This window comes from Komagataeibacter oboediens, from assembly GCF_018491655.1.
Taxonomy (GTDB): Bacteria; Pseudomonadota; Alphaproteobacteria; order Acetobacterales; family Acetobacteraceae; genus Komagataeibacter; species Komagataeibacter oboediens.
Genome location: NZ_JABLUU010000005.1, coordinates 59,244 through 75,592, shown reverse-complemented (window position 1 = coordinate 75,592; position 16,349 = coordinate 59,244). Strand labels below are relative to the sequence as shown.

The 16,349-nt window shown below is 62.2% G+C and carries 10 protein-coding genes and 1 tRNA gene; 4 read left to right on the top strand and 7 right to left on the bottom strand.

The window, feature by feature from the left end:
• Nucleotides 1–108 precede the first annotated feature (108 nt).
• From HNO79_RS06200 to HNO79_RS06180, 5 genes are all read right to left on the bottom strand, one after another.
• Nucleotides 109–2,430, bottom strand: coding sequence for a xanthine dehydrogenase family protein molybdopterin-binding subunit (locus HNO79_RS06200; RefSeq protein WP_048856363.1), 2,322 nt, complete (start codon nucleotides 2,428–2,430; stop codon nucleotides 109–111).
• A complete protein-coding gene (locus HNO79_RS06195) occupies nucleotides 2,423–2,896 on the bottom strand; it encodes a (2Fe-2S)-binding protein (RefSeq protein WP_010513474.1) in 474 nt (157 codons plus the stop codon). Before HNO79_RS06195 ends, HNO79_RS06200 begins: the two co-directional genes overlap by 8 nt.
• A 21-nt stretch (nucleotides 2,897–2,917) precedes the next feature.
• The gene (locus HNO79_RS06190) at nucleotides 2,918–4,246 is read right to left on the bottom strand and encodes a cytochrome c (protein ID WP_214164929.1); all 1,329 of its coding nucleotides are present in this window, start codon (nucleotides 4,244–4,246) and stop codon (nucleotides 2,918–2,920) included.
• 382 nt (nucleotides 4,247–4,628) lie between these two features.
• The gene (locus HNO79_RS06185; protein ID WP_010513476.1) at nucleotides 4,629–7,016 is read right to left on the bottom strand and encodes a glucose/quinate/shikimate family membrane-bound PQQ-dependent dehydrogenase; all 2,388 of its coding nucleotides are present in this window, start codon (nucleotides 7,014–7,016) and stop codon (nucleotides 4,629–4,631) included.
• Between the two features lie 138 nt (nucleotides 7,017–7,154).
• Nucleotides 7,155–8,636 carry a mannitol dehydrogenase family protein gene (locus HNO79_RS06180; RefSeq protein WP_214164930.1) on the bottom strand — a complete coding sequence of 494 codons (1,482 nt, stop codon included), beginning with the start codon at nucleotides 8,634–8,636 and terminating at the stop codon, nucleotides 7,155–7,157.
• A gap of 261 nt (nucleotides 8,637–8,897) precedes the next feature.
• On the opposite strand from HNO79_RS06180, the gene HNO79_RS06175 reads away from it, so the two are divergent.
• The 4 genes from HNO79_RS06175 (at nucleotide 8,898) to HNO79_RS06160 (ending at nucleotide 13,587) form a co-directional block, all read left to right on the top strand.
• Nucleotides 8,898–9,998, top strand: a complete 1,101-nt coding sequence (locus tag HNO79_RS06175) for a glycosyltransferase family 4 protein (RefSeq protein WP_214164931.1) — start codon at nucleotides 8,898–8,900, stop codon at nucleotides 9,996–9,998.
• A gap of 56 nt (nucleotides 9,999–10,054) precedes the next feature.
• On the top strand, nucleotides 10,055–11,572 hold the full coding sequence (locus tag HNO79_RS06170; RefSeq protein WP_010513480.1) for a replicative DNA helicase: 1,518 nt from the start codon (nucleotides 10,055–10,057) through the stop codon (nucleotides 11,570–11,572).
• Nucleotides 11,573–11,931: 359 nt separating this feature from the next.
• Nucleotides 11,932–13,443: a YifB family Mg chelatase-like AAA ATPase gene (locus HNO79_RS06165; protein ID WP_214164932.1), complete on the top strand. Its 1,512-nt coding sequence runs from the start codon at nucleotides 11,932–11,934 to the stop codon at nucleotides 13,441–13,443.
• 69 nt (nucleotides 13,444–13,512) lie between these two features.
• Nucleotides 13,513–13,587: transfer RNA gene (locus HNO79_RS06160), tRNA-Val, on the top strand.
• Nucleotides 13,588–13,911: 324 nt separating this feature from the next.
• On the opposite strand, the gene HNO79_RS06155 is transcribed toward HNO79_RS06160, so the two are convergent.
• Both HNO79_RS06155 and HNO79_RS06150 read right to left on the bottom strand, forming a co-directional pair.
• On the bottom strand, nucleotides 13,912–14,295 hold the full coding sequence (locus HNO79_RS06155) for a hypothetical protein (RefSeq protein WP_010513482.1): 384 nt from the start codon (nucleotides 14,293–14,295) through the stop codon (nucleotides 13,912–13,914).
• A gap of 133 nt (nucleotides 14,296–14,428) precedes the next feature.
• Nucleotides 14,429–16,318 (bottom strand): hypothetical protein, encoded by a 1,890-nt coding sequence (locus HNO79_RS06150; RefSeq protein ID WP_214164933.1) that lies wholly within the window; start codon nucleotides 16,316–16,318, stop codon nucleotides 14,429–14,431.
• Nucleotides 16,319–16,349: the final 31 nt, after the last annotated feature.

Here is a 16,349-nt window from a genome sequence, read left to right as displayed (position 1 = left end):
GATAGGGCAGGGATGCGCGATACGCCCCCACTGTCGCATCTGTCCAGATAACAAAAAAACCCGGCATGCGAGGCATGCCGGGGTTTTTCGTATTCAGGCCATGACAGCCTAGCTGTTCTGCAGGCCCCGCAGAACATCCGCCGGGCGGACCGGCATGTGACGCAGGCGTACGCCCACGGCGTTGAAGATGGCATTGCCAATGGCAGGCCCGACCACCGTCGTGCCAGGTTCACCCAGACCCATCGGCTTTTCGGTGCTGGGCAGGAACTCAATGTCCATTTCCGGCGTGTCGGCAATACGCAGTGGCGTGTAGGTGTTCAGGTTACGGTCAACCGGCATGCCGTTCACGATTTCCGTATTTTCGAACAGGGCCATGCTCAGACCCCACAGTGCAGCACCTTCGGTCTGGGCCTTCGCGCCATCGGGATCGACGACGGTACCGGCATCGACGACGATGGTCAGCTTCTGGCAGGTCACCACGCCGGTGCTGCGGTCCACATGCACCTGCGCCACGCAGCCGATCCACGTCGGCATGCCACGTTCCTGTCCCGCCGTGGTGGCGAGGCCCATCGCGGTGTCCTTGGGCAGGGTGGTCTTGCCCCAGTTCACCTTTTCCATAAGCCTGCGCACGACAGCGGCCTGACGCAGCGCGCCACCAACGGAATCGGGCGCCTGACCCTTGTTCCGGCCCTGCGCGGTCAGCAGTTCAAGGCGGAACTGGGCAGGATCCTTTTTCTGGCGATGCGCGACCTCATCAAGGAAGCACTCGACCCCCCAGCTGGTCCAGCCGGGGCTGACCGAACGCAGCCAGCCGGGACGGAAGGTCTTTTCCGCCAGGTCGTTGCGCAGCGCACGCACCCGGAAGGCGCCGACTTCATACCAGTGATCACCACCAGCGATGGCGAACTGGTCATACGGCTTGCCATCCACGCCCTTTTCCATGAACGCTTCGGCCATCACACCCGTGGGCCAGCCCGCGGCGGCCTGGTAATCCATGGAGGTGATCTTATCGCTGCTGTCAAAGGCCATGCGCACACGCTGGACCGAAGGCGAACGGAAGGAATCGAACTGCATGTCGTCCGACCGGGTCAGGATCAGCTTGACCGGCTTGCCACCCAGCGCCTTGGACGCAAGGGCGGCCGGGATCATGTAATCCCCGTTGAGACGGCGGCCAAACCCGCCACCCAGCAGGTAGCTGCGCAGGATGACCTTGGATTCCGGCACCTGCAGCGACTTGGCCAGCGTGGGCAGGATCAGGCTCTGCCACTGGTTGCCCGCATGGATTTCGTACACGCCGTCCTTTTCAAAGGCCAGCGCATTGGTCGGCTCCAGCTGGTAATGCAGCACGGATGCGCAGGTATATTCCTGCTCCATGACCGTATGCGCACTGCTGAAGGCCTGGTCCACGCCATCATCATTGAAGATGTAGACGCCGCCTTCCTTGTTGCTGATCAGCTCGCGCCCGCGGTCCTGAATGTCGCGTTCGGACGTGTGGATCGTCTCGCCCGGCGTCCAGTCAACCTTCAGCGCGTCCGTCGCGCGGATGGCGGCGCTGTAGCTTTCGGCCAGCACCACAACCCAGCCCTGAACGACCTCGGACGGATCCTCGATCAGCAGGTAACGGACATAGCCCTTGATCTTCTTGGCGTCGGTATCGTCAACCGACCGCACCTTGGAGCCATAGCGCGTGGGCGGCATCTTGGGGCGGGCATACAGCATGCCCTCCACCTTGGCGTCGATCCCGTAGATGGCCGTGCCGTTGGTCTTGGCGGGAATGTCCAGCGCCTTGAGCTCGGCATTGCCGATCAGCCTGCGCTCGCTGGCGGGCTTGAGCGGCAGCTTGGCCATTTCCTCCGGCGTGAAGGAATGGGACGGATGTCCCTTGGCCACGATGTCGCCAAAGCTGATCTGCTTGCCACCGGCACTGACAATGCTGTTGGCGACGGTGCACTTGTCCGGCGTGGTGCCCAGCAGGCGGGCACCTTCCTCCACCATGGCCGTGCGCGTTGCGGCACCGGCCTGGCGGAAGACATCCCATGTCATCCACACCGACCAGCTGCCACCGGTGACCATCAGGCCCCACTTGGGGTCGGTGTCCACATAGTTGATGCGGACCTTGCTCCAGTCGGCTTCCATTTCATCCGCGATGATGCGGGCGAGGGCGGTGCCGATATGCTGGCCCATTTCCGCGCGGATGATGTTGACCGTGATTTCCCCATCGGGTGCGATCGAACACCAGATGGTGGGCTCGAACGCCCCGTCACCCGGCAGCGACCGGTCGAGCGGGAAAATCTGGTTGGCGGATGACGGACGCGCGAAGCCAAACATGACGCCGGCGCCCAGAGAAGTGACAAGGAAGCCGCGACGTGACAGGGAAGCCTGCTCACGGCGTCCGTCCTTGCCAAGGCGGAAGCGGTTTAATCTACCCATTTGATGCATCTCCGCGTGCGGTGGCCGCGGCCTTCTTGATGGCCTCACGAATGCGAATGTAGGTCATGCACCGGCACAGGCTGCCAGCCATGACGGCATCGATTTCCTCATCCGTGGGAGAGGGGTAATCCTTCAGCAGGCTTATGGCCTGCATGATCTGCCCGGACTGGCAGTAGCCGCACTGCGGCACCTGGATTTCACGCCAGACCTGCTGCACGGGGTGGTTACCCTCGGGATCGATGCCTTCGATCGTGGTGATGTCAGCGCCTTCGGCAGCACTGATAGGGGTCACGCAGGAACGGGTGGCCCGGCCACCGATATGGATGGTGCACGCACCACACATGCCAATGCCGCAACCGAATTTCGTTCCGGTCAGGCCAACTTCGTCACGGATGACCCACAGCAGGGGGGTATCACCCGGTACGTCAACGGTTACTTCCCGTCCATTGAGGCGAAAGGTCGTCATGTTCTAGCTCCGTCTTTCAGCTCAATGGGACGACGCGACTGGGGGGGCGGGCAGGGTCTTGCGAACCTCGGCCGCCTTCTTCTCCAGATCGGTCCACGGTGGCAGGGTCGTGCGGGTCGCACGCAGGTAGGCTGCCAGGCGGGCCAGATCCGCATCCGAGAAGGAATGGTAGAAACTGGGCATGGAAACGGTGGAAATACCTTCTGTCGTCCCGATCCCGCGCAGGATGACCTGGAACAGGTTGGTCGGCTCATCCAGCCACAGCGCGTTGTTCAGCGCCAGGTCGGGGCGGCCTTCAACCGGCTGCGGGCCGGCGTTGGCGTGGCATGCGGCGCAGGCGCCGGCATACAGCTTCGCATTCGGGTTCACCTGCGGCCCGAGCAGATCCTTCATGGAAGCCTGCATGGCCCATGCGATGGCCTTGGGGTCCTGGCTTACGCGGGAGGAGGCGTGGTCGATATCAGCCAGATAATGCGCGATCGCGTGCACATCGGATTCCGGCATTTCGCTCAGGCCACCGTGAACCACGGGCGACATGGGACCGGCAGCACTGCCATGCAGCGGGGCGGAGCCAAAGCGCAAGTATTTGAAATACTCGTCCTCGGTCCACACGACCGGAGTGGGATTGTGCTCGTTAAGCGGCGGTGCGATCCAGTTGTCCACCGGGGCGCCATCATACGGCGCGCTGGCCTTCTCCGCACCCATGAGGTTACGCGGGGTGTGACAGGCGGAACAGTGGCTCAGGCCTTCGGCCAGATAGGCGCCACGGTTCCATTCGGCATCATGCGACGGATCGTTCTTCAGCGGCCCTTCATGCAGGAACAGAAGCTTCCAGCCCGCCTGTTCCAGACGGATGTTGAAGGGGAAGCCCACCGTGTTGTCGCGCTTGACCGAATGCACCGGTTCGCGCGTCATGAGGAAAGCATAGACATCATCGATGTCCTGATCCGTCATGTGCGTGAAGTGGTCAAACGGGAAGGCCGGGAAAAGCTGCGTGCCGTCACGCGAAATGCCCTTGCGCATGGCGCGCTTGAAGGCGGCTTCCGACCAGTGGCCGATACCCGTTTCGGGATCCGGCGTGATGTTGGAGGAGAAGATGGCGCCAAAGGGCGTGTCCATCTTGTAATCGCCCGCCAGCTCGACACCGCGCTTGCCATCCGTGCGGGTGTGGCATTCGGCGCAGTAGCCGCCAGCGGCCAGCACGCGCCCGCGCTCGATCTGCGCTGCGGAAAAAGAGGAAGGAGGAGGCGGAGCAACCGGCGCAATGGCCGGATACCACGCATAGGCAAGGAACCCGACGCCGCCGGCGACACCGATTCCCACAATCGCTGCTGCAATACGTTTAATCACGATGTTCTCGCGGTTGTGAAAGTCATCATATCACCCCGTATCATCCGCCCGGTTCCAGTGCCGATATGGCGCGAAACACACGAAACAGCGCATTGTTGCGCCATTCAGAAGGCACCGGAACTGCCGGATGTGCGGGAACATCGGCGCCACGGCGGAAACTTTTGTATTACCGTTTCCTAATCAAGCCGTTTGGGGGCGCGTAAGATCAAAGCTGTAATAAGACTTATTTATTTATGATCTAAATACGACAGAACCACCGCAAACCCTTGAATAAATGGGTCTGCAGTGTCCTGTTGCAGCAATATCTATATACCGATGAATATAGATAGAACCGGTCATGTCAAGCCGGGAAAGGAAAAAATCCTTCCCCGGCTTCCAATGCTCAGTTCTGGTCCGGCAGGCTGTAGGCGACGATATAGTCACCCAGCTTCGTGCCGAACGACCCGTGGCCGCCATCCGCGGTCACGATGTACTGCTTGCCATCCACCGCGTAGGTCATGGGGGTGGACTGACCACCAGCGGGCAGGCGGTCCTGCCACAGGACGCGGCCATTGGTGACGTCATACGCACGGATGTAATAATCCAGCGTCGAGGTCAGGAAGGCCACGCCCCCCGCCGTGGTCAGGGGGCCGCCCAGGCTGGGCACGCCCATCTTGATCGGCAGCGGCAGCGGCGCACTGTCACGGATCGTGCCGTTGCGGTGCTTCCACACGATCTTGTTGGTGCGCAGATCAATGCCGGACATGTAGCCCCAGGCCGGCTGCTTGCACGGCAGGCCCAGCGGCGACAGGAACGGATGCAGGTCCACGCCATACGGTACGCCGAACTGCGGCTGCACGCCACTTTCGCTACCCGAGGGCAGGGACTTGTCAGGCGTTGCGGGGTTGTTCGGGCCGCGGGGGATCAGCTTGGACACGAACGGGATGGCGATGGGATTGGCGATCGCGATCTGCCGCACGGGATCAACCGCAAGGCCACCCCATTCAAACATGCCAAGGTTACCCGGGAACACCAGCGTGCCCTGCAGCGAAGGCGGCGTGAACGTACCTTCGTAACGCAGGCGATGAAACATGATCCGGCAGATCAGCTGGTCATACATCGTCCCACCCCACATATCGGCATCCGTCAGCAGCTTGCTGGGACGGAACGTCAGCTGGGAGAAGGGCTGCGTGGGCGACAGGTGATCACCGGGGGCAGCCCCCTGCGGCACGGGGCGTTCGGGTGCCGGCACGACCAGATGGCCGTTACGACGGTCCAGCACGAAGATGTTGCCGGTCTTGGCCGGGGCATACAGCGTGGGAATGACCTCGCCCTGTTCGTTGCGGATATCGACCAGGCTGGGCTGGGCCGGAATGTCCATGTCCCACAGGTCATGGTGAACGGTCTGGTAGCTCCATACCAGCTTGCCGGTAGACGCATTCAGCGCCACGATCGAGCTGGCATAGCGTTCGGCATCCGCGCCGCGGTTACCGCCCCAGATATCGGGCGTCTGCACGCCCATCGGGATGTAGATCAGGTCCAGGTTGGCATCATAGGACGACGTAATCCACGAATTGGGGGAGTTGGGCACGAAGGTGTGATGTTCGGACGGCATTTCGTTCGGGTCGGGATTACCGGGGTCGAACGCCCATTTCAGCGCGCCGGTGTGCACATCGAAGCCGCGCGTCACGCCAGAGGGTTCATGCGTGGAATAGTTGTCGGTCACGGCGCCGGACACGATCACGGTGGTGTCGGTCACGACCGGGGGAGACGTCGGTTCATAAAAGCCCAGCGTCTTGACCGGCATGCCATCGCGCAGGTCCACCACGCCATTGTTGCCGAAGGCGGCACAGCGCGCACCGGTTTCGGCATCCAGCGCAAACAGCTGGCCATCATTGGTAGGCAGGAAGATGCGGCGCGCGCATTCCACCGGCGCGGTCGCGCCATCCGCAGCCTGCGTGTCGGCCTTGTCCTCATGATAGGACACGCCACGGCAGGTCAGGTGCTGGAACGTGGGGTTGTAGGCCAGCTTGGGATCGAACTTCCACCGCTGCTTACCCGTTTTCGCATCCAGGGCGAACAGGATCTGGTGGGGGGTACACAGATAAAGCGTATCACGGATCTTGATGGGGGTGACCTCATCGGTGATCTCACCGGGGTCATTGGGGCCACGCAGGTCGCCGGTGCGGAACGTCCATGCCACCTTCAGCCTGCTGACGTTGTCCGCATTGATCTGCCGGAGCGGGGAGAAACGGTCCCCGAACTGCGTGCGGCCATATGCCTGCCAGTCGCCATCGGGCATCTGGTGGGCATCACCTGGTTCGGGGGCGTCACTGGCCACCGGTGGCAGGTTGCCCGCAATATCCTGCGGGTCGCCGGTCAGGGCGATGCCCACCACGACAACAGCCGCAACAATCGCGCCCAGCAGCGGCGCGCGCGCAGCCATGCCCGCAGGCTGAAGGTGCCGTGTCACCCACGGCAGGGCCAGCACGATACCGATGGGAACAAGAATATCCCCACGCGGCGCAAGGGCCCAGAAGTCAAACCCGGCTTCGTTGACGGCCCATGCCATGGTGCCAAGCAGTAGCACCGCATAGACCGTCAGTGCGGATGCCTGCCGCCGGAACAGCAGGAATGCCGTGACCAGCAGCAGAAGCCCCGCGACAACGTAGTAAAATGAACCCCCGATAAGGCACAGCCACAGGCCGCCGCCCAGCAGGTACAGACCTGTCAGCGCACAGACGGCTATGGCAGCCACCAGAAGGGGAGCCGAGCGTATAAGGCTATTCATAAGTTTTCCTGATTACCGTGATACAGTCCGAACATTCTCCCATGAGAAAACGTAGGACTTACCGCCGGGTCAAGCCTAACTTGATGAATAAATCGTGTGTCTCAACATTTCAGCGGGCATGAACGCCCCCTGAAACGTCTATTTCCCACCAGATATAACCGTTGCCAGCGTCGCCCGCGTGCCGTTGGCACGAATGGACTGGCGCAAGGCAAGGTAGGTCTGGACGAATCCGGAATTCTCCGCCAGTTCCCACCCGGCAAAGGCACTCATGTCCAGCGCGTCCTCCAGGCGGGGCGAGGCCGCCTTCACCCGGTCATCATCGGTCAGGTGCGGCTCGACAATGTCATAGGCCTGTCCCCTGTCATCATGCCCGCGCAGGTATTCAGCATAACAGGCCACGACAAAGGCGATGCGCTCCACGGGGCGCCCGTGCGCGATCACACCCATGGCTGTGCTCTTGACGAACATGGGCAGCTTGGACGTGCTGTCAGATGCAATGCGCAGGAGCTGGTCGCTGATCGCCCGGTTGCGGAAGCGGTGCAGCAGGCGCCTGCCGTATTCGGTCAGCGCCATGCCCGGCGGAGCGTGCAGCAGCGGCTCGGCATCAAAGGCGAGATACTGCTCGACCAGCGTGACCTCGTTCAGGTCTTCCATGATCTCACTGACCACCCGATAGCCCGACAGCACGCCGGACAGGCCCAGCAGCGAATGGGAGGCGTTGAGCATGTGCAGCTTCACCTCCTCATATGGCTGGACATTATCGGTGAACTGTACGCCCACGGCGTCAAGTTCAGGACGGCCGGCACAGAATTTATCCTCGACCACCCACTGGATGAAATCCTCGCAGAAAACGGGAATACGGTCATCCAGCCCGCTTTCCGCATCCAGGCGGCGGACATCATCGGGGTGGACGGCCGGGGTGATGCGATCGACCATGGTGCAGGGGAAGGTGACGTTTTCCTCCATCCACCGCGCAAGGTCCGGGTCACGCGCGCGCGCCCAGCCAAGAAAGGCCGTGCGGGCGACATGGCCGTTCTGGGGCAGGTTGTCACACGACAGGATGGTGAAGGGGCCGGCACCGCTTTCCCGACGCCTGCGCAGTGCCTCGGTCAGCAGGCCGAACACGGTATGCGGCACCTCGCGCTTCAGGTCCTCGGCGATCACGGGATGATCGATGGGGAAAACACCGTTTTCATCCACGTAATACCCGCCTTCGGTCACGGTCATGCTGACAATGCGGATCGCGGGATCAGCCAGGCGCGCAATGGTGGCCGCGCGGTCGGCGGGGGCATACATATATTCCGTAATGGACCCGATCACACGCACCACGTTGGGCACGTCGGGGGCGCATTCGGTCAGGGAATACAGGCAGTCCTGCGCTTCCATGTCCTCTGCCTTCCGGGCTTCATGCGGGTTTTCCATCAACCCGATGCCCAGCAGGCCCCAGCCGGCCTGACCGGGGCGGGCCAGGACGCGATCCATGTAAACCGCCTGATGGGCGCGATGGAAATTACCCACGCTGATATGCGCGATGCCGGGTGTGACCTTGCTACGGTCATAGGCAGGTACCACGATATTGGCCGGCAGGTGGGGCAGAGACGTATTATTGAGTACGGTCATGAACCATTTTCCACGGGAAAGTATCCACGACGCGTAATCAGAAACGCCAGCGCACACAACCCGTCAATGCAACGTATCTGTGACCGGTCCTGATCAGGGCAGGGGCCATGCCCGCACGATTTACCACCGATATTGCCGGTCATGCTGTTTTCTAATGGGTAAAACTGCCCTATTAAGCCTTCTTGCCGTTGCATATCCGGTGTTCCGGTTCCGAAAAATGACGGCAGGAACGACCCTGACCGGATCAGTTGTTGGTAATGAATGCGTATCCTCTATCTTATTAACAGCCTGAATGGCGGCGGCGCCGAACGACCACTGCCGGCTGTGATCGGGATGATGCGCGCCTGCGGGCATGAGGTCCGCGTCGTGGCGCTGGCGCGCAAGGCAGGCAACGCCATTGCCTGGCTGGAGGCCGCGGGTATCGATTACCATATCGTCAATGACCGTGATCCCGACCGGTTCGCATCCCTGCCTGAGGTGTTTCGTTATGTCCGTGCCAACCGGCCCGACCTGTTATGGACATCGCTGACGCGCGCGACCCTGTTCGGTCAGGTTATCGGCAGGCTGCTGCGCATTCCCGTCGTCAGCTGGCAGCACAGTGCGTTTCTCAAGCCCGCCAACCGCTTCCTGCTGCGCCGGTCGCGTGACATGAGCGCATTCTGGGTGGCGGATTCCGAATATGTGGCGCGCACCACCCGTACCCAGCTAGGCCTGCCGCCAGAGCGGATCTGTACCTGGCCGCTGTTCATGGCCAGCGCCAGCGTCCCGCCCGCCACCCCATGGAACGGGCAGCCGGGCGCGACCTTCCATGTCGGGTCACTGGGCCGGCTGGAACCCGAAAAGAACATGCAGCTGCTTGTGCAGGCCATGGGCATCATCCGCGCCACGCGCCCCGATGCGCGCATTCACCTGTCGCTGTGTGGCAGCGGATCGCAGATGGTGGCCCTGCAGGCGCTGGCGGCCCGGACGGCCGCGGACGCCATAAGCTTCGAGGGGTTCCTGCCGGATCCGCTGGAATTCTGCCGCGGGTTGCACGTGTATGTCCAGCCGTCCCATTTCGAAGGGCTGTGCATTGCCGTGCATGAAGCCATGCAGGCGGGACTGCCGGTCATTGCAACGCCAGTGGGCGCCATTCCCGATATCATCCGTGATGGGCAGAACGGTTTCCTGCTGCCGGCATCGACACCGGACGCGCTCGCGGCACAGATCCTGCACCTTTACACACGTCCCGACCTGTGCGCGCGGATCGGCCAGGTGGCCCGCAGCGATATCCTGCAACGCTACGGGACGGATACGGTCCACGCCATGGCGCATGCCGTCATCCGACGCGCGGAATCGCTGGTGCAGGCGCGGCGGGGCTGACGCCCCGGCCATCATGCCCCTTCCTGTCACGTGGGGGGATCAGGTAGGATGGGGAGGTGAATACGATCCAGAATCCTCCCTCCGCAGAGTCCGGGCAAAAGGACTCACTTCTTGGTGTCTCGCAACGCCTGCCACCTGCCAACCTGCAGGCGGAACAGGCGCTGCTGGGTGCATTGCTGACCAATAACCGCGCCTATGACCGCGTATCCGACTTCCTGACCGGCGCGCATTTCGCCGATGAGGTCAATGGCCGCATCTATGACGCCATTTCCCGCCGTATCGAAGGCGGGCAGCTGGCCGACCCGGTCACGCTGCGGGCCGAGTTCGAAAATACCGGCGTGCTGGATTCCGTGGGCGGCACGGCTTACCTGGCCAAGCTGCTGACCTCCATGGTAGGCATCATCAACGCGGCCGACTATGGCCGCGTGATCCATGATGCGTGGATACGCCGCCAGTTGATCGACATCGGTCAGGACGTGGTCAACAACGCCTTCGGCGCGCGGCCTGACCTTGATGGCCCCAACCAGATTGCCGCCAGCGAGGAAGCCCTGTTCAAGCTGGCGACGGAAAAGGGGCAGGATGGCGGGTTCCAGTCCTTTGACCGCGCGCTGGCCGATGCGCTGGAAATTGCGCAGCAGGCCTTCAACCGCAGCGGCGACGTGGTCGGCCTGACCACCGGGCTGCGTGACCTGGACAAGAAAACCGGTGGCCTGCATCCGTCCGACCTGCTGATCCTTGCCGGCCGTCCGGCCATGGGCAAGACGGCGCTGGCAACCAAGATCGCCTTTTCCGCCGCGCGCGCGATCATGGAGGAAGCGCGGGAGGCCCCGGCCGATGCCAAGCCCAAGGGGTCGGTGGCCATCTTCTCGCTGGAAATGTCGTCCGAACAGCTGGCGACCCGTATCCTGTCCGAACAGGCCAGCGTATCGGGTGAAAAGATCCGCCGGGGCGACCTGGGGCAGAAGGAATTCGACCGCTTCGTACAGGTCAGCCGCGAGCTGGCACAACTGCCGCTGCATATTGATGATACGCCCGCCATCACGCTTTCGGCCATGCGCACGCGCTGCCGCCGACTGGCCCGCACCAAGGGGCTGAGCCTGGTGGTGGTCGATTACCTGCAGCTCATGCGGCCATCGGTCGGGTCCAAGGCAGAAAACCGCGTGCTGGAAATCTCCATGATCACGCAGGGCCTCAAGGCGCTGGCCAAGGAACTGTCGGTGCCGGTCATAGCCCTGTCACAGCTGTCGCGTCAGGTGGAGAGCAGGGAAGACAAGCGCCCCATGCTGTCGGACCTGCGTGAATCGGGATCGATCGAGCAGGACGCCGATGCGGTGATGTTCGTCTACCGTGACCAGTACTACCTGCAGCAGCGCCAGCCCAAGGAAACGTCCTATGACTCACAGGACAAGTACCAGACCGCGATGGAGGAATGGCAGCGCAAGATGGACCTTGCCCACAACCGTGCGGAACTGATCCTGGAAAAGCAGCGTCATGGGCCGACAGGGACGGTGCACCTGTTCTTCGAAGGGGAGTTCACGCGCTTTGCCGATCTGGACATGGTCCACGACGCGTAGGATCAGCAGGATATCGCAACGGCAGGCGTTCCGGAGCATCCGTTAAAGACCGTACGTAAGTGACGCGCGATGTGGCTGTCGCGCGTCACTGTATCATATCCGCCACAATGATCCGGAACACATGAATGCAATCCCGGATTGATCCAGTTGGGATCATGATGTGCAGGAAAGCGCACAGGGGATTGGGACAGACAGGATGTGAGACAGCCGGACACGTCCCCTCCCGTCCACATCTAAAAGTTTTATAATAAATATTATGCCAACAAATTGAGATGTCCGGGTTGGTCTGCACCGGAATCCGGTCCGCTCATCCATGTTCCATCATGGCCAAGCCGTCCGCAATCCGGCATCATCATGCCATGACTGATACGGCGCTTGCATCCATCTGTGGCTTTGCCTTTTCCGGCATCGAAGCCGTTCCTGTCAAAGTTGAAGTCCAGCTTTCCATCGGTCTGCCGTCCTTTCTGGTCGTGGGCCTGCCGGACAAGGCTGTCAATGAATCCCGCGAACGCGTGCGCGCGGCGCTGTCCGCCATGGGGCTGGCCCTGCCGGCCAAGCGGATCGTGGTCAATCTGGTGCCCGCCAGCCTGATGAAGGAAGGATCGCATTTCGACCTGCCCATCGCGCTGGCGCTGCTGGTGGTCATGGGCCTGCTGTCGGGCGATATTGCGCAGCGTTATGCCGCGCTGGGCGAACTGTCGCTCGATGGCGGCGTAAACCCGGTCTGCGGCGTGCTGCCTGCCGCCATGACGGCGGCCGGACTGTCGCTTGGGCTGATCTGTCCCGCCAGCCAGGGCGTGGAAGCTCGCTGGGCCAGCGAGGACATGGACATCCTTGCCGTCCGTTCCCTGCCCGAACTGCTGAACCATTTCCGTGGGCAGCAGGTCATTGACCCCGTTGAACTGCCTGCCCGCATGGATGACGGCCTGACCGCCCTGCCCGATCTGGCTGATATCCGGGGCATGGAAACCGCACGTCGCGCGCTGGAAATTGCCGCAGCCGGTCGTCATTCGCTGCTTATGGTCGGGCCACCGGGCGCGGGAAAATCCATGCTGGCCGCGCGCCTGCCCGGTATCATGCCCGACCTTACCCCCGTCGAGATGCTGGAAATCAGCCGCATCCACAGCATTGGCGGCCTGCTGAAGGATGGGCAGCCGGTGTCCCGACCGCCATTCCGCGATCCACACCATTCCAGCAGCCCCACGGCCCTGAGCGGTGGCGGCGCACGTGCCCGCCCCGGTGAGGTCAGCCTGGCGCATCGTGGCGTCCTGTTTCTGGATGAATTGCCAGAATTCTCCCGCTCGGCGCTGGAAATCCTGCGCCAGCCCATGGAAACGGGGTCCATATCCATTGCCCGCGCCGCGGCCCATGTCACCTACCCTGCCCGCTTCCAGCTGATCGCGGCCATGAACCCGTGCAAATGCGGCTATCTGGGCGATGCGGCGCAGGACTGTCGCAAGGCCCCACGCTGTGGCGAGGATTATCAGGCACGCCTGTCCGGTCCGTTGCTGGACCGTGTGGACATGGCCGTCCATGTCGAACCGATGCCCCTGACCCGCATTGCCGAAACCACCGGCGGCGAACCCAGCGCCACCGTGGCTGCACGCGTCCGGGAAGCTGTCGCGCGCCAGCATGGCCGACAGGGTGAAGCCCGGAATGCCGAAGCCCCCATAGATGATTTCCGCATCACGGCCACGGCGCGTGATTTTGCAGTACAGGCATCTGAAAAGATGCATCTTTCCGCCCGTGGCTTTACCCGCCTGCTGCGGGTTGCCCGGACGGTTGCCGACCTGGCGGCAGCCGAGGATGTGGAACGCCCCCACATTGCCGAAGCCCTGGCCTATCGCATCCGCCGGCCGGGTCGAAAATAGCACTCCCTGCGTTTTTTCCCCCTTGCGCACCCTGCGCGGCTGGATTAATAAGGCCCCACCGAAGCGGATGGGTGCGTAGCTCAGCGGTAGAGCATCGCCTTCACACGGCGGGGGTCACAGGTTCAATCCCTGTCGCACCCACCATCCGGTCTTTCCCTTAATTTGATAAATAGCGATTAATCAGCTGGATCGGCCTGCCTACGGCTGCGTCCGGTCATGTGTCATGTACACCTGCCAGCATCCTGTTCCTCGCTGTTATTCATGGGCACCATTACCGTATTCCGGTCGAACCGCCCAGAACGGCGTTTCCCCGTTCCTTTCTGATGAAAATGGCGAAAATCCCGGCATACTTCCCATCCCCCAAAATAACGGCCCGCACTGACGCTTTATGAAAAAAGCTTCACCAAAAATCATAATCTGCAGGGTATCAAAGTAATGTCGGCAGTCGGCGCAAGAGCCATCCGGCCCTTATGACGGTAGTTCGTCCAGCGCGTCGCGGCACCTGACATAGGACAGTTTGTCCTGAAACAGGAACAGCACATAATAATCCAGCGTGCGCCGCCGCCTGCGGGTGGGGTTGGTATAGAATGGAAAAACGTCAAACGGCCCGTCATACCCCTCTGGCACCGGATCATGTTCGGTTATGCAGCGCACCTGGAACAGAGGGGCATAGACGGTGGCGTCCGCATCCGTCCGCCGGACGTGGAACAGGTTCTTCCGGAACTTGCGCAGCCGCTGCGGCAGGACGAATATCATGTTCTGTTCAAGGAAATTCTGCGGCGGGTTACGATCGCGCAGGTATTTCATGTCGGCAGGCATGTCACAGAAAAAATTGGTATCCTGTACGATCATGGTCCAGTCGGGTTCCCTTCCTCTCGGTTCGGCATGACAGGATGGGTGCGCTGTTTCCCGCCGGGGAACGTTACATCACGGCCATGCCGGGCTGTCTGTCGTCATATGGGGGCAGACTGTGCGTATGTCAGGGTCAGAAGCCAAACATATGATCGACTGAAAACCGCCCTTCCCCCTCCGCCATGCGGCCATGATACCCGAACAGGCGACAGGTCGTATCCCGGATGATGACATAGGCCCCTGCACCCGCGCGCGCCAGCGTGGACAGGCCAAATATCCGGTGGGGCCAGATTTCACGCGACCCGGACATGGGAATGGCTATTTTCTCATGACCAATCTGCGTGCCATCCGCCGCGTGCAGGTACAGCGACGTATCCGACCGCGCATGCCACGTAGCTGAAACCGGATAGATCAGCCTGCAGAAACTGAACGGTTCGCTTCCCGCCGCCGTCAGGAACAGCCGCGTGCTCAGCCCCGGGGGCGCACCGACATAGGATTGTGGCTCCCCACGATAGGTCATGATCGTATTGAAGATGTGCGAGCCGAAGCTGGTTTCTGATGCGTGGCCGGTCTGCCTGTCCTCATACCGGATCAGGGCATGCAGCCAGCCATCCGCCTGCCCTCCGTCACGGAAATCATACAGCAGTTCTCCATGCCCCGGTCCGGTTGCCAGCGCGCTGACATCCAGCACCGTCCCATGGTCACGCGGCAGGCAGCCCATGAAGCGCGACGGCCCGGCCGCCCCTTCCACGTCGAAGCAGTCCACCCTTACCGGTAGGGTGGCCAGGCTTTCCGCCATGGGCGATGGCAGAAGCAGCGTCCGATAGCGCGCCGGATCAGGTACAGGGAACGGCAGGAGGTAGCCACGCCCGAAAAAACGCGGGTCCAGCCGGGTGATCCCCGCATCGGGCTGCAGGTCAGCGCGCTGCACGTTCAGATGGGCGATGCGCGTGCGGTTATGCTGCGTGATTTCGTAGCGCGAGCGCACGACGTGACCACCGGCGCGGAATTCGATCTGTTCCGGCCATGACAGCCCGGGCAGGATATCGCGCATGTGCACGGCCATGGTCTGGTACGGGGCCAGTTCGGGCAGGATGGGCATATGCACGTCCTGTCCCATGCGGTTGAGCGTCATGCTGCCTGACGGAATGGGCAGGGCATGACTGTTCTGGACCCATAGCACCACGTCCTCCCCCTCCGCCGGGGCGGGCAGGTTGGCGTAACGGTTGGCGGGCCAGGCATTGGCATCATGCGTGACTGACAGGCTGGCGTTCGTACCCTTCCCGCGCGTCTCCAGCGCGTATTTGACCACGTCGTGGCCTGCTATGCCCTGCGCGTGGATGAACAGCTGGCCCGTGAACTCCGGCAGGTTGAACCTGCGGCGGATGTCCGCACTGTCGATGATGATGGCCTGACCATCGCCCGGCACGTCATAATCCCATGTCCGCAGCACCTGCCCGTCCTGATCGAACAGCCGCAGCCACAGCCGGACGGCCCGCGCGCCATACCGCGCCCAGTAATTGGCGGTGACCAGGCGGGTGGATAGCGCAGCCGTATCCCGGAAAAAGGCAAGGTTGGTGGCAAAATTCAGCCGGTCCAGATAGTTATGCCCAACCGACAGCATGTGCCCCGGCAGACACACGGACCCCAGCGTATGCAGCACACCCCCTGCGGGCAGCAGGCCGGACAGGCGGCTTTCCATAGCAGCATGGTTGAAATCCAGCGCCCATATGGTCCGTGCGACACCCTGCCCCATGTCTACTACGGGCCGCAGGGGCTGGCCCGCGCGCAGCTGCCCGACCTTCAGCGAATCATGGGTATGGACCGCCGCCACCGTGACCGGCACGGGCAGCAGCGCCATGACGGTGTCCACCATGTCATGCGGATCATAGATCGCAACCGGCCCCGCATCCTTCAGGCTGTCGACCAGAAGGGCCAGCTTTTCCGCTGCCAGAGGATGGGTCAGGGCCTTGTAGGCCATATTACCGCCTGAACGCGGGTCAAAGGTACGAATGCCTAGCATGTGCCTGTTTTATTCCACTTCTGGCGCAAGC